Origin of the sequence: Rhizobium sp. Leaf371 (assembly GCF_001424045.1) — a bacterium.
Classification (GTDB): Bacteria; Pseudomonadota; Alphaproteobacteria; order Rhizobiales; family Rhizobiaceae; genus Ferranicluibacter.
The window spans coordinates 132,547-153,197 of sequence record NZ_LMQB01000025.1; the positions used below are offsets into that span (position 1 = coordinate 132,547).

Below are 20,651 nucleotides of genomic sequence, written 5' to 3' on the forward strand. Positions count from 1 at the left end.
CTCATCTCGCAAGGTCGTCTTCTCGTCAGGTCAGGCGCCCAGCTCGACCGAGACCGCGGGGTTTGCATCGGAGCGCTCTTCGGCCGGTCCCTTGCGTCGCGACAGGTTAAGCGCTGTATTGATGACGCCGATATGGCTGAAGGCCTGCGGAAAGTTGCCGAGCATGCGCTTGGCCACCGGGTCGTATTCCTCGGAGAGGAGACCGACATCGTTGGAGAGCGCCAGCAGACGCTCGAACAAGGCGCGCGCATCGTCTCTCCGGCCGACGAGATCGAGCGCATCCGCAAGCCAGAAGGAGCAGGCGAGGAAAACGCCCTCGTCGGACGGCAATCCGTCGTCGGTGTCGCCGGTGCGATAGCGGAGCACGAAGCCGTCGCGCGTCAGGTGGCGCTCGATCGCTTCCACCGTTCCGACATAGCGCGGATCGTCCGGCGGCAGGAAGCCGACCATGCCGATCTGCAGCACGCTCGCATCGAGCGCCTGCGAGCCATAGGCCTGCACGAAGCTGTTGAGCGCGGGATCGAACGCCTTGGCGCAGACTTCGGCATGGATCTCGTCCGCCACCTCGCGCCACCGGCGTGCGGTGTCGTCGTCGCCCAGGTCCTGTGCCATCAGCGCCACACGGTCGAAGGCGACCCAGGCCATGACCTTGGAATAGGTGAAATGCTGCCGCGCGCCGCGAACCTCCCAGATGCCCTCGTCCGGATCGCGCCAGACGCGCTCCAGGAAGGGCATCAGGACATCGCCGATCGCCTGGCCGCGAGGATGGCGCGGCAGGCCGCCCTTCGAGGCCTGCATCAGCGCATCCGCGACCTCGCCATAGACGTCGAGCTGGAACTGCTCGGAGGCGGCATTGCCGATCCGCACGGGCTTTGAGCCTTCATAGCCGGGAAGCCAGCTGGCGTCCCACTCCCGCAGATTGCGCTCTCCGGCCACGCCGTACATGATCTGCATCTGCTCGGGTGCGCCGGCCACGGCCCGCAGAAGCCAGTTCCGCCAGGCGCTCGCCTCCTCGTAGTAGCCAAGCTTCATCAAGGCGAGGAGCGTCAGCGTGGCATCGCGAAGCCAGCAATAGCGATAGTCCCAGTTGCGCGTCCCGCCCAGCTTTTCCGGCAGCGACGTGGTCACCGCCGCGACGATGCCGCCGGTCGGCATATAGGTGAGCGCCTTCAGCGTGATCAGCGATCGCTTGACGGGTCCCGCCCAGCCATCGACATCCGGGCAGCGCGCCGTGAACTCGCGCCAGAAGCGCTCGGTCTCCAGGAGTGCGGCTTCCGGATCGACCGGCTTCGGCCGTGGCATATAGGACGAGCAGAAGGTGAGGGCAAAGGTGAGCCTATCGCCTTTGCCGACAGTGAAGCCAGCGATCACGCGGGCGTCGTTGCCGCCAAGCGGAACGTCCGAATGCAGGATCAGCATGTCCGGTCCGGCGATCGCGGTGACGATGCCCTCTTCCTCGAATGCCATCCACGGAACGGTCTGCCCGTAATCGAAACGCGCCATGAACTCGAAATCGAAGGCGACCGTGCCCTGGATCCCCTCGACGATGCGGATGATGTTGCTCGAACCGTCGCGGAGCGGCATGAAATCACGAAGCACGGCGATGCCCGTCGGGGTTTCGAAGGTCGTCTCGAGGATCAGCGTATCGTCGCGGTAGGCCCGCTGCGATTTTGCGGCGTCGTCCGCCGGTGCGATCTTCCACCGGCCATTCGTTTCGTCTCCCAGAAGAGATGCGAGGCAAGCGGGCGAATCGAACCGGGGCAGGCAAAGCCAGTCGATCGAGCCGTCTCTGCCCACCAGCGCGGCGGTCTCGCAATCGCCGATCAGTGCGTAATCCTCGATCCGTGTCGACATTCGGGCGTCCTCCGCCATTCCATGCTCGTCAGGCCAGGCTTGCGGGCGGGCCCGAGCGGGGACAGCGCTAAAGCATCGCTGCGGAATGGTCGAGTGTGCTGCCTGCAGCTTTTACCGGATGGCTTTGCCGATTCCGCCCGCGCGAGCCTCCGTCGCTGTCCTCCCCACACTGCGGCCCTCTGTCTGCCAGAGCCGATGCACCTCGTCCCAATCCGGAAGCGTATCCGTCGCGAAGCCGAGGGTCTTTCCGGTTGCGATCGCCCCGAAAGCGTTCATCGCCTGAAGATGCGCGCCGGCGACCAGATAGCGTCGCATGGCGGCCTCGTCGGTCCAGGCGGTCCGGGTGTGGTGGACACCGTCGATGAGGCGGGCATCGGTCGAAAGATTGCCGGGCGCCTTGCGCGCCTGGATCATCGATCGGATTGCATGCCACCAGAAGCGTGGCTGATGCCGCCGCGCTTTCAACTGGAGACCCGTGATGGATACGTAGACGGACTGCGTGGTCATGCCTCTTCCTCATTGTCTCGGGACGCCGCCGGTCGAGCCACTTTACAAAGACGAGACTATCTTGACGGTGTCTAGATTGATGTCACGCGTCCGACCTCTCGTCAAGCCTCATCTTGTCAGTGTAAGGATTACGGATGACTCAGTCCTATCATCACGGCGCGCTACGCCAGGCGCTGCTCGACGCAGCCGAGACCATCCTCGACCGCGATGGCATCGAGGCGCTCACCTTGCGCGCCGCCGCGCGGGAGGCGGGCGTGTCGCATGGCGCACCGGCCCACCATTTTCGCGATATCACCGGCCTTCTGACGGAGCTAGCGGCGATGGGGTTCCTGCGTCTTCGCGACGCCCTCCAAGAAGCCTCGGACGAGACCGACGATCCCGCGGGCTACGTGCCGGCGCTTGGCCGCGCCTATGTCGGCTTCGCGCGGGCGCATCCGGGGATCTTTCTCCTTATGTTCCGCTCCGAGCGTCTCGACTGGTCGGCGCCGTCCCTCGATCTGGCGGGACCGGCGGCCTTCGCGTTCCTTCTGAAGGAAGAGCGAGGCGATGACGTCGCGGGATATGCGGCGGATATGCCGGACCTCGTTCGCGCCACCACCCGCTGGTCGCTCGTTCATGGGCTCGCGACCCTGGTCGTTGACGGGCGCCTTTCCGCGATGACGCAGATGATCCCGCATGCCGACCTCGATGTCCTGATCGAGACGGTGCTTGCCAAGGGCCTCGCTCCGTAATCCATCGAGCGGAATACCCGGCAGACGGAAGCCATGGTCAAAAGGGCAACGCCGGAATTCGCGGCCTGCGCGGACTTGGCCGTCAGCCGCGATCACATATCAGTAATTGCCGCCATCGCCGCCGTCCGGCTGGTGGGCCGGCAACACCGGTTCGGGATCGATGGTCGGCTGGAGCCGCCGCAGAAGGTCCGCGGCATGACGAAGCTCGCGCTGCAAGGCGTCCGGTGTCAGCCGGTCCACGTCCGAGGCAACGCGCTCCAGCGCGGTCGCAGTGCCGTCGTCGCCGACACCCTGCTGCGCCTGGAGATCCCCGATCTGCCGGATCGCCGCTTCGATCAAGCGGCGGGCATCCTGACGCTCCAAGGTCTCCACATCGTTCGACGCCGTCACCAGCGCCACGATCAGCTCATTCACGATGTCCATCCCGATCCTTTCCGGGGCGGGCCCCGTTTCCTGTGTGACGCGTCCCTGCATGACGCTTGGCTCTTCAGATCTTTCGGCAACGGCACGCGTCGTAGCCGCCGGCAAAGAGGCGCCCGGCCTGCATGCCGATCCGCAGCGGCACGTCCCGGATATGGGCAACCTCGAGCGCATTGGCCATGGCGATCGAGGCTTCGGCGCAAATTGCCGCGTCTTCGGCCGCATTGTGATGTCGGAAGGTGAGGCCGAGATGACCGGCCAGAATGTTCAGGCGATGCGAGCCGAGATGCGGCCATACCTTCTGCGCCATCTTGACCGAGCAGAGATAGGAAAGGTCCGGATAGCTCTGCCGGTAGAGATCGAGGCAGGCGCGCCAGACGCTGAAATCGAAGGACGCGTTGTGCGCGATCATCGTCGCGTTGCGGAACTCGTCGGCAAACTCGTCCATCACCTCGGGAAATTCGCCGGCGTCTTCCACATGCTCCGGCCGGATGCCGTGGATGGCGATATTGAAGGAGGAGAACCGCATGTCGCGCGGACGGATAAGCCGCTCCTCGACCCGCACGACGCGTCCGTCGTCGATCCAGGCGAGCCCGACCGAGCAAGCGCTGCCACGCTGCTCGTTGGCGGTTTCGAAATCGATGGCGATGGTCTTCACATCCGGTATCCGTCTGCCGTTTCCCGTCCGGCATACTGTCTGCGCAGCGATTTGGCAAAGGGGAGACGATCTGCCGCCAGCCGGCCAAGCCAGCCGGCGCAGGCGAGCGGCGACGCCTCGGCTCTTCCGCGCGCTCGATCGGACCCTATCTACCGGTCAGAGATTTACGGAAAGGACCGCGGCGCCATGAAACCCCATGTTATCTGCCTGATGATCACCTCGCCGGACGGCAGTCTTCACCCCAGTCGCTGGACGAAGAGCCCGGATGGCGAGCGGTCCGACTGGACGGCGCTCTACGAGAAGATCCACGCCCAGCATGCGGGCAATGCCTGGATGGTCGGACGGGTGACGATGGCGGAGATGTCGAAGGCGGAGGCGCATCCGCCAGCCGGTGCCGTCGAGGTGCAGCGTCCGCACCATTTCGCCAGACCCGGCGCGTCGTCCTTCGCCATCGCGCTTGATCCGGGCGGCAAACTCCATTTCCAGGGTGACGAACTGTTCGGCGATCATATCGTCGTGCTGCTCGGTCCCGACGTTCCGGACCGTCATCTTGCAGAGCTGGCCGACGATGGCGTTTCCTACATTGTCTCGGACACGAAGGAGATGGACCTCGGTGCGATGCTGGCGCTCGTTGCGCAGGAACTCGGCATTACCCGCATTCTGCTCGAAGGCGGCGCAAGCGTGAACGGATCGATGCTCGCTGCCGGATTGGTGGACGAGATCAGTCTCGTCATCGCGCCGGCGCTCGAAGGCCGCGTCAACAGCGACAGGGTCATCGCATTCGGGGAGGAGGGCCTTGCCGGCAAGGTCGAGCTGTCCTTGACGTCCTGCGACGTGCTCGATCATGGCGCGATCCATGTCCGCTATGCCGTGAAAGCTCCGCGCTGAGCTTGCTGAGGACGAACGGAAAATCCATGGCAGACGAGCCGCAGACAATCAGGGCAGGGGTCAGCGAGGCGCCTCCGGAACCGGCCGACGACGAAACGTCCGGAGGCATGGTGTCGTTTCCCTACGACCGGATGACGGTGGACCAGTTCCGGCATCGCTTTCCGCGCGCCCGCTGGCGCGATGACATCAAGGCGTGGTGGGTGCCGGGGAAGACTGCGTCTCGACGGATCGGCCGGTGGCTCGCGGAACAGGAGGCGGAAGCGGATGCGCATGCCGACGCCCGCGGGCGCGACGCGTTCGACTTCGACCCGATCGTCAGCCCCTATCTCGACATCGGGCGCGCCGGCTTCCAGATCCGCACGCCCTATTCCAGAACCGTTGTCGAGGAGCTGCGCGAAATCCGGTTCGCGCGGTGGGACGGCGATTTGCGCCTCTGGCACGTTCCGTTTCGCTCCTTCGAAGAGCTTCGCAGCCACTGGCCCGCGATCGAGGTCGCCGCGCGCCGGAACGAGCCGGCCGAGCGGGCTCGACGCGCCGAAGAGCGCAAGGGCACCGAAGACGAGGTGAAATCGAAAGCGCGCTCGTCGGAGCGTCGCAAACGCCGCTATCCGCTGCCGTCCGACGCTCTGCCGCCGCTCGGCGTGCCCGTGGCGATTTCCTATGGGATCGTGGTTTTCACAGAGATCACCGGCGAAGTGGTCGATCCGGATCCGGTCTCGGAATTTTATCCCGGCGCGGGCGAAGACGATGTCTGGGGTCTCTGGCGCGCACCGGCATTGGACGAGCTGCTGTCGGCATGGCCGGTGAAGGCGATACCGGAGCCGCGGGGGCTTTGGTGGATGCCGACGATCGAGGAGCTGAGGCCGGCGCGCCGTGCCGCACGCGTGCGCGAGAGCACGGAGCCGGTGCGCAGGCGATGAGGGAAGATGGCGCCTCCGCCGCGTTCGCAAACGGGTTCGATGAGGCTCTGGCACGATTGCCGACCGGCTATGTCGAGGGCTCGTTCGAGGAGCACCCCTGGGGCGCCACCCTTCGCCGATCGGCGGATGGTCGTCGTGTCTGGCTGTTTGCGAGAGCCTTGGGACGAAACGACATCGTCAGCTTCAACCTGTATCGCACCAGCCGCGGCGGCAGCCTGCTCAAGCCCTGCGAGATGTCATCGGCAAAAGTCGCTGCTTTCGTGATGGGTTTCAAACCCGCTGTAAAATGAACGTCTGCCCATGGGAACAACATAGTAAGCAAAGGGTTATGCTCTCACAACAAACATACTAACAATGAAAAGGAGGACTACCCCATGGACCATACCAATCACGTTCGCCTCTCCCCGACCGAACTGACCCCGGCCATTCTGGAAGGCGCGACCATCTACGGCGCCGACGACCATAAGGTCGGCAAGCTCGACCATATTCATGGCAGCGGAATGGGCGGCAAGGCCATCATCGATGTCGGTGGCTTCCTCGGCATCGGTGCAAAGCCGGTCGGCGTGCCGCTGAGCGACCTGCAGTTCATGCGTGACGAAGACGGCGACGTCCATGCCGTAACGTCCTGGACCAAGGATCAGCTCAAGGACATGCCTGAGCACCGCGACTGATCACGTCAATCATCTGACGGCAAAAGCCTGGCCACCGCGCCAGGCTTTTCTGCGTCTGCAAAGGGGTTCAGACGTCGAGGACGTCGACGAAGGCGTCGGGGAAATTTTTGCGGGCTAGCGGTTCGTTGAGCTTCAGAAGGGCCTGATAAGATGCGGGGTCGAAATCCCGTTCGGCCGGAAGAATTTCGCGTCCGAAGAGGCGGGAGAGGCGTTCGCCGTCGAGATTGCCGCGCTCGAACGGCTCGGTCCCGAAATAATGCCAGAGCGAATGCACGAAGGCGGTATCGGCAAGACCGACGGATTTGTCGAGCGTCGGGTGCCGGCGCCATTGCCCAAGGACAGTCACCTTCGAATTCGCCCGGCGCAGCGTGAACTGCCACTGCGTACCCGACAATCCGGCCGGAAAGCCGCGGTGCTTGGTCATTTCCGGAATTTTGGCCATGCGCTTCTTCGCCCGGCACAAAGCCGGCCCTTCTTCGGTTTCAACGATATGCCGAGAACGATCGGGCCAGATATCCGGCCGCAGCATCCCGTGCATTTCGCCGGTCCATAGCACGGCAACGCGCGCGGGAAAACGCGTTCCTCGCAATGCCCGCCGGCCTTTCCCGTCTCGTAACGGCCACGCTGCTCGCGAGAGTGCGGGGGCGAGGGCGGGAAMAAGCCGATGGCGATCGCGTTCGAGGTTTTTCGACACGAGGAGTATACGATGCCTGCCAAATCCCAAGCCCAGCAGAAAGCCGCCGGTGCGGCCTTGGCCGCCAAGCGCGGCGATGCCAAGAAGAGCGACCTCAAAGGCGCTTCGAAGAGCATGGAACGGTCCATGAGCGAGAAAGAACTTGAGGACATGGCTTCGACCAAGCAAAAGGGCAAGCCAAAGCACGTTTCGCCCTGACATCGGCCCGTTCGCATGATGCCGGCACGCCAAATGGGCCATGTCGCGATGACGAGGGAGGATCGATCAGGTGTATGGGCCGGAAGACCAGGGACAGGACGAGCAGGAGGAAACCCCGTCCTCTCCCGTTCCCACACCGCGCATGCTGTCCTGGGCCCGTAACTCGGCGGCGTACCGCTTGGGGAAACGGATGCACACGGAGAAGCAACTGTCCCAGGCCATTGCCCGCAAAGCCCGCGAGAAATTCGAGGCGATCAGCGACGAGCAGGTTGCCGCCCTCTCCGCTTTCGCCGTCGCCTTCGGCTACGACAACAAGGCCCTCGATGATGTTGCCTATGCGGATGTCGCTACCCGCTCCGGCCAGCAGAGCGGCCGGTCGAAACGGGCCATATCGCAAAGGCTCGTGACGAAGGGGATTGACCGAGACACGGCGACGGCCGCTGTGGCCGAAGTCGATGACCTCAAGGCCGCCGTCATTCTCGCCCGCAAGCGCGCCTTCGGCCCGTTCCGCAGGGAGCCGCCGGAGGAGAAACGCAAGATGAAGGAACTCTCCGCCTTTGCCCGCGGCGGATTCAGTCTCGAAATCGGCCGCAAGGTCTATGACATGAGCCGGGATGAAGCAGAGGAGATTTTGACCGGAGGCGCACTGTTCTAGCCAGAGGCTCCCGCCGAGTCGCAACGCTCAAGAAAAACCATGCGCGGCGCTGAACCAATCGCTATCCGGTCATATGCCGGGGAAGTCCATGTCAGCGCCGCGTCTATGGTCTGATCAGATAATGCGCGGCGCCGCTCTCTGTTCCCATGTTTGGACAGGAGACTGTTCGGTCGAGCACCAGATCCGGATCCTCAGATATCCGACATGGACGGCAGGTGAAGTTCTACCTCGCGGCGTTCTTCGTCGCTCATCGGCTCGACCTTTTCTTTCCAGAAGGCCGCCGCCTCCGGCGCATCGTCTTCCCAGGCACGGGTGCTGACGATGTTGTCATCGACCTTTGCCTTGCGGCGGCCCCCGAGCGCCAGATACTCCTCCGCGATCTTCTTGGATGGTGTCGTGGTCTTGTCGTCCATGATGCGATCCTCTCAACCTTCAATGCCTGCCGAACCCCCTGTGTCCTTGTCACGAGACGATCCACAAGATCGTATGCAAGAGGCCGGGAACGGGCGTGGCTGTCGTGATAACAGACGGCCTGTGGATTCGTTCCGGATGAGGGACATGGTCGAGCGAAAGGTCGGATGGCGATGGAGATCAGCAGCGAGGTGGACGGTCGATATGCCCGGATCGAGGGCGAACTCATTCCACTCGTCTCGAATGTCTGGCTCTGCGACAGCCGCTACACCAATCCGTTCGCCCCGCTCTTGCACGATGTGGCGAACCCGAAGGACCGTGAATTCCTGGTCGTCCTCCTGCAGAAACGGCGGGTGGTGCTGACCGACGACGAAGCGCACCACGACGAAGCCGGCACGCTTTGCAGGCTGACCCGAAAAGACATCCTCGGCCTCTACGCGATCGACAATGCGGCCTACGCTCCGGATGCCGGTCTGTCCTTCACGCTCGGCCCCATGATCGCGCCTCTGAAGACGGCGTCCTGACCCTTCGAACGGCTGCAGATACATGTCCGCGAACGGGAGCGAACGCCGGCGCCGCCGTCTCCTGATGACGGGCCGGCGCGCGGACGGAAGTTCCGGACGATGGTCTCAGGCTTTGGAAAACAGCTGTGCAACGGGGAGAGAGTTGATGACGCGGCGCGTTGTGCTGCGATAGTCTGGAATGATACAGCGCGTTGCGCGACAACCTCGCCACAACCCGTCGCTGGACGCCGCCGCAGCCACCTTATGCCGAGAACCCGATGACAGATAGCCAGCAGCCCGGAACATCGAGCCTCAAGCTCGGTCTCGATCCCGTCGTCGCCTTCAGCCTTGCCGGGGCCTTGGTCTTCTTCCTGATCAGCGGCGCCATCGCCTATCTCAACCTGCATACGCTGCGCGTCAACAATGACAGGATCGTCCATACCCACGAGGTCATCGTGGCACTGGGCAAGCTTCTGTCGAGCACGCAGGATGCGGAAACCGGACAGCGTGGCTTCCTGCTGACGGACAATGCCCGCTATCTCGATCCCTACAATGTCGCGGTTCTCGCGGTTCCCAGGCATCTGAACGATATCGCCCGATTGGTGCGGGACAACCCGACGCAGGAGCGACGCATCGAGGCGATCCGGCTGAGCGTCGAAGCCAAGTTCTCCGAACTCAAGGACACGATCGGCCTTCGCCGCACGCAAGGGCTGGAGGCCGCGTTGACCGTGGTCAATTCGGACCGCGGCAAGGCGGCGATGGACGCCATCCGCTCTCAGCTTTCCGAAATGGGGCAGGAGGAGACGCGTCAGCGCCAGCAATGGCTGAGCGAGATGGAGGAGGCTTACGGCACCGCCCTCGTCAGCAGCATCCTTTCCGTCATTCTCGGCGTCCTGCTTACGATCGCCATCGGCGTGCTCATTCGCCGGGCCACCCTCGCGCGCCGCCGGCAGGAATGGCTGCAGGCAGGGCAGGTCGGACTGAGCGCCGCGGTCATGGGCGACCAACGCACCGAGCAGCTGGGCGACAGCATTCTCACCTTTCTCGCCGACTATGCCGGCGCCGTGGCAGGCGCGATCTATGTCGGCGACAAGGGCACGTTTCAGCGGTCTTCGACCTATGGCGTTCCCGAGGGCGCGAACATTCCGCGTCAGTTCAAGGCGCGCGAAGGCCTGCTCGGTCAGGCCGCGGCCGGAGAGAAGGCCCTGCTGGTCTCCGACGTTCCCGACGGCTACCTGTCCTTCGGCTCGGCGCTCGGACGGGACAAGCCGCGCCATCTCGTCATCTCGCCCGCCATCATCGACGGCGAGGTCAACGCCGTGATCGAACTCGGCTTTCTCCGCGAGATCGACGAGCGCGTGCTTGCGCTTCTCGAACAGGCGGCTGCCTCGGTTGCAACGGCCGTCCGTTCGGCAAACTATCGCACCAACCTGCAAAATTTGCTCGGCGAAACGCAGCGCCAGTCCGAGGAGCTGCAGGTCCAGAGCGAGGAACTCCGGGTCTCCAACGAGGAGCTGGAAGAGCAGGGTCGCGCGCTGAAGGAGTCCCAGGCGCGGCTCGAGCAGCAGCAGGTGGAGCTCGAACAGACCAATTCGCAGCTCGAGGAGCAAACGAGGCAACTCGAATTTCAGCGCGACGATCTGGAGCGCGTCAATTCTGCCGTGCAGTTGAAGGCCCGCGAGCTGGAGCAGGCGAGCCGCTACAAGTCCGACTTCCTCGCCAACATGTCGCACGAGCTGCGCACGCCGCTGAACTCGCTGCTCATTCTCGCCAAGCTGCTCGCCGACAATTCCGAGGACAATCTGACGGGCGAACAGGTGAAATATGCCCAGACGATCGAATCCTCCGGCAACGACCTGCTGACACTCATCAACGACATCCTCGACCTGTCGAAGATCGAGGCCGGCCATATCGACATTCGCCCGGAGGCCGTGTCGGTCGAGCGGCTGGCCAACAACCTGCGACAGGTCTTCGATCCCGTTGCCAAAAACAAGCAGCTGGCGTTCGCGGTGGAGATCGCGCCGGAATGCCCGCCCGTGATCGAGACCGACCTTCAGAGGCTCGAACAGGTGGTGAAGAACCTCCTGTCCAATGCCTTCAAGTTCACCTCCGCGGGCGGTGTCACGGTCGCCATTCGGCGGGCTCAATCGAGCAACGCCGCGGGGCAGATCACGCTGGCCGTCACCGACAGCGGGATCGGCATTGCCGAAGATCAGCAGCGCCACATCTTCGAGGCGTTTCACCAGGCCGACGGCACGATCAGCCGCCGCTATGGCGGGACGGGGCTCGGCCTGTCGATCTCCCGCGAGCTCGTCCGCCTGCTCGGGGGCGCGATCCATCTGGAGAGCCAGCCGGGCAAGGGCAGCACCTTCACGATCACCCTTCCGGAAACCTACGATCCCGCACGGGTCGCCACGCGGCAGCCGCGCGATGCCGTTGCACCGGCGTCCGCGTCGACCGCGAGCGTGCCGGCTCCCGCTGCCGCACCCGTGGCGGAGGTCCGCGAAATGGCGGCGATCGCCAAAGCACGCCTCGTGGCAGACGACCGGATGGCGCCCTCCGACAACAAGCGCGTTCTCCTGATCATCGAGGACGACGTGACCTTTGCCGCGATCCTGCGGGATCTGTCGCGCGAGATGGGCTTCCGCACGCTCGTCGCCGGCACGGCCCAGGAGGCGCTGGAGCTTGCCCGCCAGTTCATGCCGAGCGCCATCGTGCTCGATGTCGGATTGCCGGATCAGTCCGGGCTTTCGGTTCTCGACCGGCTGAAGCGCGACGTGCAGACGCGGCACATTCCCATTCACATGGTGTCCGGCGACGATCATACGGAGACGGCACTGTCGCTCGGCGCCGTGGGCTACATGCTGAAGCCGGTGAAGCGGGAACAGCTAGTCGAAGTGCTGCAGAAGCTCGAAGCGAAGCTTTCCCAGCGCGTGCACCGCGTGCTGATCGTGGAGGACAACGACGTGCAGCGCGAGGCCGTGGCGCGGCTTCTGACCTCGCACGATGTCGAGACGGTGACGGCGGGCACGGCGGCGGACTGCCTGAGGCTGCTGCAGGAACAGACCTTCGATTGCGTCGTCCTCGACCTCTCGCTGCCGGATGCCTCGGGATATTCGCTGCTGGAAACGCTGAGCCAGGACAGCGAGAGGGCGTTTCCGCCCGTCATCGTCTATACCGGCCGCGTGCTGTCGGCCGATGACGAGCTGCAGCTCCGCCGCTATTCCAAATCCATCATCATCAAGGGCGCAAAGTCGCCGGAGCGGCTTCTGGACGAGGTCAGTCTGTTCCTGCATCAGGTCGTGTCCGACCTGCCCGCCGAGCAGCAGAAGATGATCCGCAAGGCGCGCAGCCGGGATGCGCTTCTGGAGGGGCGCCGCATCCTCGTCGTCGAGGACGATGTCCGCAATGTCTATGCGTTGACCAACATTCTGGAGCCGCGCGGCGCGGTCATCCAGATTGCCCGGAACGGACAGGAAGCGCTCGATGCTTTGGCGAAATCGACGGCCGCTCCCGATGCCGCCATCGATCTCGTGCTGATGGACGTGATGATGCCCGTCATGGACGGCCTGACCGCGACGCGGGAGATCCGCAAGACCGCGGCGTGGAAGAAGCTGCCGATCATCACATTGACGGCCAAGGCCATGCCCGACGACCAGCAGCGCTGCATCGAAGCCGGCGCCAACGACTACATGGCAAAACCGCTCGACGTGGAAAAACTGCTGTCGCTCGTCCGCGTCTGGATGCCGCGATGAGGGAACCGTCGATGGTGGAGAAAGTCGAGGACATCGAGATCCGCTTGCTGCTGGAAGCGCTTTATGCGCGCTACCACTACGATTTCCGCGGCTATGCCATGGCCTCGGTCAAGCGGCGGCTGCGTCAGGCGCTGGAACAGCTCGCCATTCCCACGATCTCCAGCCTGCAGGAGCGCTTGCTGCACGATCGGGACATGCTGCCGCAGCTGCTCGGCTATCTCACGGTCCAGGTCAGCGAAATGTTTCGCGATCCCGACTATTTCCGCGCGATTCGCGAGCAGGTCATCCCGCATCTTCGGACCTACCCGTCGCTGAAAGTCTGGGTGGCGGGGTGCAGCCATGGCGAAGAGCTCTATTCCCTCGTCATCCTCTTTCGGGAGGAAGGGCTGGAAGAGCGAACCCTGTTCTATGCCACCGATATCAGCCAGGAAGCCCTGCAGATCGCGGAAGCCGGCGTCTACCCGCTCGATCGCATGCAGCTCTTCACGGAAAACCATCGCAGGTCTGGCGGAAAATCGTCTCTCTCCGACTATTATCAGGCGGCGTATGGTCGCGTGTCCTTCGACCGGACGCTGCGGCGCAACGTCGTGTTCTCCGATCACAGCCTCGTCACGGATGCGGTGTTCGGCGAGATGAACCTGATCTCCTGCCGCAATGTGTTGATCTATTTCGATCGCACCCTGCAGGATCGCGCACTCGGCCTGTTCAAGGATTCTCTGCCGCGAAAGGGTTTCCTCGGCCTCGGCGCCAAGGAAAGCATCCGGTTTTCCGAGCATGCCGGCGCGTTTCGCGATTTCGTGCGCGAGGAAAAGATCTACCAGAGGATCGGCGCATGAGCGACGTCAGCCCGCAGGCCGTCGTCATCGGTGCGTCGGCCGGTGCCCTGGAGGCTCTGACGACCATCCTGCCGGCTCTGCCGGAGGATTTCCCTGTCCCCATTCTGCTCGTCGTTCACATTCCGGGCGACAAGCGCAGCGTGCTGGCGGAACTTTTCCGCGCAAAATGCCGAATCAAGGTCTTGGAGGTCGAGGACAAGGAGCCGCTGGCGGCCGGCACCGCCTATTTTGCGCCGCCCAACTATCATCTTCTCGTCGAAGCCAATAAAACCCTGTCACTCTCCAGCGACGAACCCGTCATGTTCTCTCGACCGTCCATCGATGTCCTGTTCGAAAGCGCTGCCGATGCCTTCGGCCCGGCTTTGGTCGGCATCGTGCTGACGGGCGCCAATCATGACGGGGCACGGGGCTTGCGTGCGATCACGGATGCGGGTGGTCAGGCCATCGTTCAGGACCCGAAAACGGCGTTTGCAGCGGCCATGCCCGAAGGTGCAATCGCACGCTGTCCCGGCGCGCGGGTCATGTCGCTTGACGCGATCGCGGCATCTCTTCAGAAGGTCGTATGCGCATGAGTCCCGTGACCTTTCTGCTGGTGGATGACCTCGAGGAAAACCTTCTCTCGCTGGAAGCCTTGCTGCGCCGCGACGGACTGACGCTTCTCAAGGCACGATCGGGCGATCAGGCGCTGGAACTGCTGCTGCAGCACGATGTGGCGCTGGCTCTGATCGACGTGCAGATGCCCGGCCTCAACGGCTTCGAGCTTGCCGAACTGATGCGCGGCAACGAGCGCACGCGCCGCGTGCCCATCATCTTCGTCACCGCCGGCAGCACGGATGGCCAGCGCCGTTTCCGCGGCTACGAGGCCGGCGCCGTCGATTTCATCCAGAAGCCGATCGAGACCGATATCCTCCGCAGCAAGGCGGAGGTCTTCTTCGAACTCTACCGCCAGCGCCAGCAGATCGCCGAGCAGCGCGACGCGCTCGAAGCCCAGGCAAAGGCGCTGCGCGAGGCCGACCGCCGCAAGGACGAGTTCCTGGCGACCTTGGCGCATGAACTGCGCAACCCGCTGGCGCCATTGCGCCACGGCCTCGATGTCCTGCGCCGCAACCCGACGGGCACTTCCGCAGAAAGCATCCGCGAGATGATGGACCGGCAGATGGTGCATCTGGTCCGTCTGATCGACGACCTCCTCGATGTTTCCCGCGTCAGCCAGGGAAAGATCGGTCTGCGCAAGGAGCGCGTCGCGATCGGAACCGTCATCCAATCCGCCATCGAAGCGAGCCGCCCGCTGATCGACGCTTCCGGTCACCGGCTGACGGTCGATGTGCCGGGCGAGCCGCTCTGGCTGGAAGCCGATCCGACCCGGATGGCGCAGGTCATCGCCAACCTCCTCAACAATGCCGCGAAATACACGCCGGCCGGCGGCCGTATCGGCATCGCGGCGCGGGCGCTCGACGGCTTGGCGATCATCGACGTTTCCGACAATGGCATCGGCATACCGGAGACGCTGCAATCCGACGTGTTCCAGCTCTTCGCCCAGGTGGACGGCCATCTGGAGCATGCGCAGGGCGGGCTCGGAATTGGTCTCGCCCTCGTCCGCCAGCTCGTCGTACTGCACGGCGGCACGGTCGAGGTGACGAGCGCCGGCACAGGCAAGGGGAGCCTTTTCACGGTTCGCATTCCGCTGGCTCCACATGCCGCCACCGAACCGGTGCCGGCGCCCGTCGTCCATCCTTCGGCACAGCAAACGCAGAGCGACGGGGCTTCCGGCCATCGCCCGCTGAAGGTCTTGATCGTCGACGACAACGTCATCGTGGCGGATGCGCTCGGATGGATGCTGGAGGATATCGGGCATCAGTGCGAAGCCATTCACGACGGGCGCGAGGCGCTCGATGCGGCCCGGCGCTTCCGCCCGGACGCCATCCTCCTCGATATCGGCCTGCCGGGCATGGACGGCTACGAGGTCTGCCGTGCCTTCCGACGCGAGGAGGCCTTCAAGGCGACGACCATCATCGCCCAGACCGGCTGGGGACAGGACAAGGACAAGGCAAAAGCGCTCGAGGCCGGCTTTACGCACCATCTGACGAAGCCGGTGCTGATCGAGGAACTGGAGCGGTTGCTGGAAGGCGTCACGGCCGCCTGACATTTGCTTTCAAGGCGGTCTCAGGCTCCGCTCCAGCACGGCACGTTCCTCCGTTTCGAAGGTCTGCGCATCCGATGGTGTCATCCCGAAGCGGGCGGCCAGATCCGGTGCGTAGCGCAGGAGATCGGGGCGGAGCCGAAGCAGGGCAAGGTCTTTCGCTTTGGCTTCCAACATCACAACAAAATCGAGCGCCTCCGGCGCCGCTGAACACGTCCTTCGGTCCGCTCGCCGTCGTCAGCAGGTGAAGGCTGGTATCGCATCGCCGCTTGCGGAGCGCCAAGGCTGATTGACCAGCGACTCGACCTTGCGCAGCATTTCGATGACGCCGTGTCGGGTATCGGTGCCGCAACTCACTCGGGATGGTTGGATCCGCTTCCTTGGAAACGCGCTGTCGTGACACAGGACGACGGAACATCCAAAAGCCATACCTCAAAATAATTCATGAGAAAACGTTTTCTCATTTGACCATTCGCTTGAGAAAAGGTTTTCTCGTTTTCAAGAGAGACGCGGGAGGCTGCTTTGGACATGCGTGGTAAGGGAGGACGGCAGACGATCCGCGACCTTGCGGCCCTGGCAGGGGTGAGCATTTCCACGGCCTCCAAGGCGCTGAACGATACCGGCCGGATGGGCGAGGAAACGCGCCAGCGGGTCAAGCGCGTGGCACGCGAGATCGGTTTTCGGCCGAACGCGCTGGCGCAGGGCCTGTTGTCGAAGCGGAGTTTCACCATCGGCCTGCTGACCAACGATACCTATGGTCGCTTCACCCTGCCGGTCATGGCCGGCGTTTCGGAAGCCTTGGTCGATCGGGGCGTCTCCGTCTTCCTGTGCGCCATCGAAGACGATCCGGCGCTGGGGCAGGTGCATGTGGATGCCATGCTCGACAAGCAGGTGGACGGCATCATCGCGACCGGAAAACGCGTCGATCGCCGCCTGCCGATCGACCTGTCGGATGTGCCGGTTCCCGTGGTCTACGCGTTTACCGAGGGTGGACCGCAGAGCGTTTCCTTTCGCTCGGACGATGCGCATGGCGCGACGCTCGCGGTTGAATGGCTGAAGGCGAGCGGCCGGCAGCGGATCCTGCACGTCACCGGCCCCGAAGATTTCTTCTCGGTTCGCGAGCGCAGCGACGCCTTCCGGGCTGTGGCCGGGGCGGCGGCAACCGTTCTTTTCGGGGAATGGTCGGAAACCTGGGGGCGGGATGCCGTCGACAAGATCTGGTCAGCGGCCGGCGACAAGCCGGATGCGCTGTTCTGCGGCAACGACCAGATCGCCCGCGGTGCCGTGGACGCTCTTCGCGAGCGCGGCATTCGCGTGCCCGAGGACGTTGCGATCGTCGGCTTCGACAATTGGGAGATTGTCGCGGCCCAGATGCGTCCACCCCTGACATCGGTGGATATGGACCTGAAGGAACTCGGGCGTCAGGCGGGCCTGACCATCCTCGCCTTGGCGGAAGGTCAGGCGGTGGAGCCGGGTGTGAGAACATTGCCGTGCCGACTGGTGGTTCGGCAATCATGCGGGGCCGGCGGCTCCGTCGGGGCGGGGAGCCCCGGAGATGAAAAACAACGGCGCTGAGGAGCGCCACAAGGGAGGAATGACCATGATGAAACAGCTTTTTGCTGCGACGAGCCTGCTCGCGCTGTCCTTGAGCCCCGGACTGGCTTCGGCCGAGACCATCAACATGTGGGTGCGCACCGGCGTCGGCGACGCCTTCAAGAATGTGGTTGCCGCCTATAATGCGGGCCACGAAGACAAGGTCGAGCTGACCGAAGTGCCGTTCTCGGAGCTCGTGCAGAAATATGCGACGTCGATCGCCGGCGGCCAGGCGCCCGACGCGCTGTCGATGGACCTGATCTATACTCCGGCCTTCGCCGCGGCGGGGCAGCTCGAAGACCTGACCGACTGGGCGAAAAGTCTGCCCTACTTCAACTCCCTGTCGCCGTCGCATGTGCGCCTCGGCACGTATGGCGACAAGATCTATGGGCTGCCGCTGTCGGTGGAAACGTCGGTCTTCGCCTGGAACAAGGACCTCTACCGCAAGGCCGGCCTCGATCCGGAAAAGGCGCCTGCGACCTGGGAGGAGATCACCGCCAATGCCGAGAAGATCCGCGCACTGGGCGACGATACCTACGGCTTCTATTTCTCGGGCGGTGGCTGCGGCGGTTGCATGATCTTCACTTTCACACCGCTCGTCTGGGGTGCCGGTGTGGATATCCTCTCGGCCGACGGAAAGACAGCGACGCTCGATACGCCGGAAATGCGCAAGGCGGTGGATATCTATCGCACCATGGTCAAGAAGGATCTGGTGCCCGCGGGCGCTGCCAGCGACAACGGCACCAATTTCCTCTCTTTTACCAATGGCAAGATCGGCCAGCAGAGCCTCGGCGCCTTCGCCATCGGCACGCTCGTGACCGAACATCCGACGATCGACTTCGGCGTCACGCTCATACCCGGCGTCAACGGATCGCCCTCGTCCTTTGCCGGCGGCGACAATGTGGTGGTGACCAAAGGCACGACCAAGCTTGAGCCGGTCAAGGCCTTCATCCAGTACATCTATTCGGAAGAAGGCCAGAAGATCATGGCGAAGTACGGCAGCCTGCCGACCCGCGGCGATATCGCCGAGCAGGTGCTGAAGGGGCTCGATCCCCGCATGGAAGTGGGCATGAAGGCGATCGCGGTCGCAAAGACGCCCTACACCCTGCAGTTCAACGATCTGATCAACAGCGCGAACGGACCCTGGGCGACCTTCCTCAACGCCGCGATCTTCAGCGACGACGTCGATGGCGCATTCTCCTCGGCACAGTCCGAAATGCAATCGATCATCGACAGCGGCCAGTGATCCTCCCCCTGGACGCCTGAGGGCGGAGGGGGAGAAGCGCCCCCTCCGCCCGCTCCTTCAGCGACCGCGGCCCATGACGAAGCGTCGTCGGGTGTCCGTGAACTGCGAGATCTGCACATGACTGTCGTTTCCACCCTGTCGCGCGCCCCCGGGCGTCCAAGGCCGAGATCGTCGGCCTGGCGTGGCCTTCTCTATATCGCGCCCGCCATGGCGCTCGTCATCCTGTTCTTCGTCATTCCGGTCATCGTGACCGCGTGGATGAGCCTGCATGCCTGGCCTCTGATGGGTGCGCAGCGCTGGATCGGCATCAACAACTACATCCGCATGATCCACGACGCGCGGTTCCTGTCGGCCCTCCGATTCACGGCGCTCTATACCGTCGTCGCCACCATCGCGATCTTCGCCGTGGCCTTCCCGCTGGCCTTGTTCGTCGAAAAGCAGCGGCGCTTTGTCGGCGCCTATCGCACAGTCATCTTCCTGCCCGTCGTCGTCGGCCTTGCAACCGCGTCTCTGCTCTGGGTGTGGCTTGCCAATGTGGACAGCGGCTTCATCGGGCCGCTCCTGAAGGCGCTCGGCATCGTGGAGCGGAGCCCCAACCTGCTTGCGACCTTCGACAGCGCCTTTCTCACCATCATCGTCATGGTCGTCTGGAAGATCGCCGGCTTCACCATGATCATCCTGCTCACCGGCCTTCAGGCCATCCCGTCCGATATCGTCGAGGCCGCGCGCATCGATGGCGCCAAGCGCTGGCAGCGCTTTCGCTACCTGACGCTGCCGCTGATGCGCCGCACGATCGCGCTGGCACTGATCATCTCCGTCACCGGCTCGATCCTCGCCTTCGATCAGTTCTACATCATGACCGCGGGTGGGCCGCAGAACCGGATGATCTCTGTCGTCTACTACATCTTCAACCAGTCCTTCGTGTCCTTCAATCTCGGCTACGGCGCTTCGCTCTCCATCGTGCTGCTCGCCATTCTCGTTGCCATCAGCATCGTGCAGCTCTGGCTGCTGAAGGTCGGAGACGACAAGGCATGACCATGACGCAACCCGCTCTCGCCCGGGGCTCGACCCCGACGGACAAAGTGTCGACGAGTACCGCCAACGAGGCCGCGAAAGCCGCCCGCGCACGCCGCAAGCGCAACAGCGCGGTGGCCTACCACACGGCTGGCGCGGCCATTGTTCTCTTCTTTCTCGCGCCGTTCGCGATTGCGTTCCTCGCCTCGTTCCGCAGCGGCACGGAAGGCATGACCCCGCCGCTGCCGCCCTGGCCGACGACCGGGTTCAGCCTCGATTCCTATCGCTCGCTCGATACGTTCGGCGCGGGCATCTGGCAGCACACGCTGAACTCGTTGATCGTGTCGCTCGCGACTGTCGTCCTGACCGTCGCCATCAGCCTGCTCGCGGGTTACGGCTTCTCGCGCTATCGTTTCCCGCTGAAGAACACGCTGTTCGTGCTCATCATCGCCACGCTGATGATCCCGTTCCAGTCGATCCTGACGCCGCTGTTCATCATCCTTGCCAAGCTCGGGCTTAACAATTCGCTCTTCGGACTGGTGCTGGTCTATGTCACGCTGCAGCTGCCTTTCTCGGTGTTCATGATGCGCAACGCCTTCGACGCCGTGCCGAAGGAGATCGAGGAGGCCGCGCGGATCGATGGGGCACGCGATCTGAAGCTGCTGGTGCGGGTGCTGCTGCCGCTCGTTCTGCCTGGAGCCGCGACCGTTGCGATCTTTGCCTTTCTCAATGCCTGGAACGAGTTTCTCGCAGCGCTCGTGCTTCTCTCCAGCAACGACAACTATACCATGCCGGTCCTGATGATGGCGGTGCGTGCGGGCCGGCTCGGCGCCATCAACTGGGGCGCGGTCCAGGCCGGCGTCGTCGTCATGACGATCCCCTGCCTCATCATCTTCCTTCTCCTCCAACGCTACTACATGCGCGGCCTCATGGCCGGCGCCGTCAAGTGATGCCGAT

The 20,651-nt window shown here is 63.8% G+C and carries 23 protein-coding genes; 16 read left to right on the forward strand and 7 right to left on the reverse strand.

All coding sequences use genetic code 11. From position 1 onward, the window contains the following. Window positions 1-30: 30 nt before the first annotated feature. The gene (locus ASG39_RS16760) at window positions 31-1,854 is read right to left on the reverse strand and encodes a glycoside hydrolase family 15 protein (RefSeq protein ID WP_062596123.1); all 1,824 of its coding nucleotides are present in this window, start codon (window positions 1,852-1,854) and stop codon (window positions 31-33) included. Between the two features lie 111 nt (window positions 1,855-1,965). Further along, complete coding sequence (locus ASG39_RS16765; RefSeq protein ID WP_062596124.1) at window positions 1,966-2,361, reverse strand: hypothetical protein; 396 nt, start codon at window positions 2,359-2,361, stop codon at window positions 1,966-1,968. A gap of 134 nt (window positions 2,362-2,495) precedes the next feature. Between ASG39_RS16765 and ASG39_RS16770 the strand changes: the two genes are divergently transcribed. Further along, window positions 2,496-3,092, forward strand: coding sequence for a TetR/AcrR family transcriptional regulator (locus ASG39_RS16770; RefSeq protein ID WP_062596125.1), 597 nt, complete (start codon window positions 2,496-2,498; stop codon window positions 3,090-3,092). A 99-nt stretch (window positions 3,093-3,191) separates the two neighbouring features. Here the strand turns inward: ASG39_RS16770 and ASG39_RS16775 are convergent, their stop codons facing one another. Together ASG39_RS16775 and ASG39_RS16780 are read right to left on the reverse strand one after the other, a co-directional pair. Further along, window positions 3,192-3,515 carry a hypothetical protein gene (locus ASG39_RS16775; protein WP_062596126.1) on the reverse strand — a complete coding sequence of 108 codons (324 nt, stop codon included), beginning with the start codon at window positions 3,513-3,515 and terminating at the stop codon, window positions 3,192-3,194. A gap of 64 nt (window positions 3,516-3,579) precedes the next feature. Next, on the reverse strand, window positions 3,580-4,170 hold the full coding sequence (locus ASG39_RS16780; RefSeq protein WP_062596127.1) for a 3'-5' exonuclease: 591 nt from the start codon (window positions 4,168-4,170) through the stop codon (window positions 3,580-3,582). A gap of 186 nt (window positions 4,171-4,356) precedes the next feature. Here ASG39_RS16780 and ASG39_RS16785 point away from each other — a divergent pair, with 186 nt between their 5' ends. The 4 genes from ASG39_RS16785 to ASG39_RS16800 all read left to right on the forward strand — a co-directional run bounded on the left by ASG39_RS16785 (window position 4,357) and on the right by ASG39_RS16800 (window position 6,649). Then, window positions 4,357-5,058 carry a dihydrofolate reductase family protein gene (locus ASG39_RS16785; protein WP_062596128.1) on the forward strand — a complete coding sequence of 234 codons (702 nt, stop codon included), beginning with the start codon at window positions 4,357-4,359 and terminating at the stop codon, window positions 5,056-5,058. A 26-nt stretch (window positions 5,059-5,084) separates the two neighbouring features. Beyond that, entirely contained in the window at window positions 5,085-5,978 is an 894-nt protein-coding gene (locus ASG39_RS16790; RefSeq protein ID WP_062596129.1) for a hypothetical protein, read from the forward strand. A 56-nt stretch (window positions 5,979-6,034) separates the two neighbouring features. Then, on the forward strand, window positions 6,035-6,268 hold the full coding sequence (locus ASG39_RS16795) for a hypothetical protein (RefSeq protein ID WP_347360165.1): 234 nt from the start codon (window positions 6,035-6,037) through the stop codon (window positions 6,266-6,268). Window positions 6,269-6,352: 84 nt separating this feature from the next. Continuing rightward, on the forward strand, window positions 6,353-6,649 hold the full coding sequence (locus tag ASG39_RS16800; RefSeq protein ID WP_062596131.1) for a PRC-barrel domain-containing protein: 297 nt from the start codon (window positions 6,353-6,355) through the stop codon (window positions 6,647-6,649). A gap of 67 nt (window positions 6,650-6,716) precedes the next feature. Here the strand turns inward: ASG39_RS16800 and ASG39_RS16805 are convergent, their stop codons facing one another. Continuing rightward, the gene (locus ASG39_RS16805) at window positions 6,717-7,091 is read right to left on the reverse strand and encodes a hypothetical protein (RefSeq protein WP_062596226.1); all 375 of its coding nucleotides are present in this window, start codon (window positions 7,089-7,091) and stop codon (window positions 6,717-6,719) included. A 264-nt stretch (window positions 7,092-7,355) separates the two neighbouring features. Here ASG39_RS16805 and ASG39_RS16810 point away from each other — a divergent pair, with 264 nt between their 5' ends. Together ASG39_RS16810 and recX are read left to right on the forward strand one after the other, a co-directional pair. Continuing rightward, window positions 7,356-7,541 carry a DUF3008 family protein gene (locus tag ASG39_RS16810; RefSeq protein WP_062596227.1) on the forward strand — a complete coding sequence of 62 codons (186 nt, stop codon included), beginning with the start codon at window positions 7,356-7,358 and terminating at the stop codon, window positions 7,539-7,541. Window positions 7,542-7,611: 70 nt separating this feature from the next. Beyond that, window positions 7,612-8,196 (forward strand): recombination regulator RecX, encoded by a 585-nt coding sequence (gene recX, locus ASG39_RS16815; protein WP_277995972.1) that lies wholly within the window; start codon window positions 7,612-7,614, stop codon window positions 8,194-8,196. A 191-nt stretch (window positions 8,197-8,387) separates the two neighbouring features. On the opposite strand, the gene ASG39_RS16820 is transcribed toward recX, so the two are convergent. Next, window positions 8,388-8,609 carry a hypothetical protein gene (locus ASG39_RS16820; RefSeq protein ID WP_062596133.1) on the reverse strand — a complete coding sequence of 74 codons (222 nt, stop codon included), beginning with the start codon at window positions 8,607-8,609 and terminating at the stop codon, window positions 8,388-8,390. Between the two features lie 165 nt (window positions 8,610-8,774). On the opposite strand from ASG39_RS16820, the gene ASG39_RS16825 reads away from it, so the two are divergent. From ASG39_RS16825 to ASG39_RS16845, 5 genes are all read left to right on the forward strand, one after another. Then, a complete protein-coding gene (locus tag ASG39_RS16825; protein ID WP_062596134.1) occupies window positions 8,775-9,131 on the forward strand; it encodes a hypothetical protein in 357 nt (118 codons plus the stop codon). A 257-nt stretch (window positions 9,132-9,388) separates the two neighbouring features. After that, window positions 9,389-12,865, forward strand: coding sequence for a response regulator (locus ASG39_RS16830; protein ID WP_062596228.1), 3,477 nt, complete (start codon window positions 9,389-9,391; stop codon window positions 12,863-12,865). A gap of 11 nt (window positions 12,866-12,876) precedes the next feature. Next, complete coding sequence (locus tag ASG39_RS16835) at window positions 12,877-13,701, forward strand: CheR family methyltransferase (RefSeq protein WP_062596135.1); 825 nt, start codon at window positions 12,877-12,879, stop codon at window positions 13,699-13,701. Further along, complete coding sequence (locus tag ASG39_RS16840) at window positions 13,698-14,273, forward strand: chemotaxis protein CheB (protein ID WP_062596136.1); 576 nt, start codon at window positions 13,698-13,700, stop codon at window positions 14,271-14,273. The genes ASG39_RS16835 and ASG39_RS16840 overlap by 4 nt, the downstream gene beginning before the upstream one ends. After that, window positions 14,270-15,844, forward strand: a complete 1,575-nt coding sequence (locus tag ASG39_RS16845; protein WP_244481257.1) for a response regulator — start codon at window positions 14,270-14,272, stop codon at window positions 15,842-15,844. Before ASG39_RS16840 ends, ASG39_RS16845 begins: the two co-directional genes overlap by 4 nt. A 9-nt stretch (window positions 15,845-15,853) precedes the next feature. On the opposite strand, the gene ASG39_RS23440 is transcribed toward ASG39_RS16845, so the two are convergent. Continuing rightward, the gene (locus ASG39_RS23440; protein ID WP_200943898.1) at window positions 15,854-16,018 is read right to left on the reverse strand and encodes a hypothetical protein; all 165 of its coding nucleotides are present in this window, start codon (window positions 16,016-16,018) and stop codon (window positions 15,854-15,856) included. Window positions 16,019-16,363: 345 nt separating this feature from the next. Between ASG39_RS23440 and ASG39_RS16850 the strand changes: the two genes are divergently transcribed. From ASG39_RS16850 to ASG39_RS16865, 4 genes are all read left to right on the forward strand, one after another. Further along, the gene (locus tag ASG39_RS16850) at window positions 16,364-17,416 is read left to right on the forward strand and encodes a LacI family DNA-binding transcriptional regulator (RefSeq protein WP_062596138.1); all 1,053 of its coding nucleotides are present in this window, start codon (window positions 16,364-16,366) and stop codon (window positions 17,414-17,416) included. 25 nt (window positions 17,417-17,441) lie between these two features. After that, window positions 17,442-18,680 carry a sugar ABC transporter substrate-binding protein gene (locus ASG39_RS16855; RefSeq protein ID WP_062596229.1) on the forward strand — a complete coding sequence of 413 codons (1,239 nt, stop codon included), beginning with the start codon at window positions 17,442-17,444 and terminating at the stop codon, window positions 18,678-18,680. 117 nt (window positions 18,681-18,797) lie between these two features. Continuing rightward, window positions 18,798-19,715: a sugar ABC transporter permease gene (locus tag ASG39_RS16860; protein ID WP_062596139.1), complete on the forward strand. Its 918-nt coding sequence runs from the start codon at window positions 18,798-18,800 to the stop codon at window positions 19,713-19,715. Next, window positions 19,712-20,644, forward strand: a complete 933-nt coding sequence (locus ASG39_RS16865) for a carbohydrate ABC transporter permease (RefSeq protein WP_244481258.1) — start codon at window positions 19,712-19,714, stop codon at window positions 20,642-20,644. The genes ASG39_RS16860 and ASG39_RS16865 overlap by 4 nt, the downstream gene beginning before the upstream one ends. Window positions 20,645-20,651 lie beyond the last annotated feature (7 nt).

Bases quoted from the DNA above. Each gene is read 5' to 3' on its own strand.
- ASG39_RS16865 (WP_244481258.1), top strand. From the start codon at position 19,712: ATGACCATGACGCAACCCGCTCTCGCCCGGGGCTCGACCCCGACGGAC.
- ASG39_RS16840 (WP_062596136.1), top strand. From the start codon at position 13,698: ATGAGCGACGTCAGCCCGCAGGCCGTCGTCATCGGTGCGTCGGCCGGT.
- ASG39_RS16770 (WP_062596125.1), top strand. From the start codon at position 2,496: ATGACTCAGTCCTATCATCACGGCGCGCTACGCCAGGCGCTGCTCGAC.
- ASG39_RS16800 (WP_062596131.1), top strand. From the start codon at position 6,353: ATGGACCATACCAATCACGTTCGCCTCTCCCCGACCGAACTGACCCCG.
- ASG39_RS16760 (WP_062596123.1), bottom strand. From the start codon at position 1,854: ATGTCGACACGGATCGAGGATTACGCACTGATCGGCGATTGCGAGACC.
- ASG39_RS16860 (WP_062596139.1), top strand. From the start codon at position 18,798: ATGACTGTCGTTTCCACCCTGTCGCGCGCCCCCGGGCGTCCAAGGCCG.
- ASG39_RS16855 (WP_062596229.1), top strand. From the start codon at position 17,442: ATGATGAAACAGCTTTTTGCTGCGACGAGCCTGCTCGCGCTGTCCTTG.
- ASG39_RS16830 (WP_062596228.1), top strand. From the start codon at position 9,389: ATGACAGATAGCCAGCAGCCCGGAACATCGAGCCTCAAGCTCGGTCTC.
- ASG39_RS16820 (WP_062596133.1), bottom strand. From the start codon at position 8,609: ATGGACGACAAGACCACGACACCATCCAAGAAGATCGCGGAGGAGTAT.
- ASG39_RS16785 (WP_062596128.1), top strand. From the start codon at position 4,357: ATGAAACCCCATGTTATCTGCCTGATGATCACCTCGCCGGACGGCAGT.
- ASG39_RS16835 (WP_062596135.1), top strand. From the start codon at position 12,877: ATGGTGGAGAAAGTCGAGGACATCGAGATCCGCTTGCTGCTGGAAGCG.
- ASG39_RS23440 (WP_200943898.1), bottom strand. From the start codon at position 16,018: ATGTTGGAAGCCAAAGCGAAAGACCTTGCCCTGCTTCGGCTCCGCCCC.
- ASG39_RS16825 (WP_062596134.1), top strand. From the start codon at position 8,775: ATGGCGATGGAGATCAGCAGCGAGGTGGACGGTCGATATGCCCGGATC.
- ASG39_RS16790 (WP_062596129.1), top strand. From the start codon at position 5,085: ATGGCAGACGAGCCGCAGACAATCAGGGCAGGGGTCAGCGAGGCGCCT.
- ASG39_RS16805 (WP_062596226.1), bottom strand. From the start codon at position 7,091: ATGGCCAAAATTCCGGAAATGACCAAGCACCGCGGCTTTCCGGCCGGA.
- ASG39_RS16810 (WP_062596227.1), top strand. From the start codon at position 7,356: ATGCCTGCCAAATCCCAAGCCCAGCAGAAAGCCGCCGGTGCGGCCTTG.
- ASG39_RS16765 (WP_062596124.1), bottom strand. From the start codon at position 2,361: ATGACCACGCAGTCCGTCTACGTATCCATCACGGGTCTCCAGTTGAAA.
- ASG39_RS16775 (WP_062596126.1), bottom strand. From the start codon at position 3,515: ATGGACATCGTGAATGAGCTGATCGTGGCGCTGGTGACGGCGTCGAAC.
- ASG39_RS16845 (WP_244481257.1), top strand. From the start codon at position 14,270: ATGAGTCCCGTGACCTTTCTGCTGGTGGATGACCTCGAGGAAAACCTT.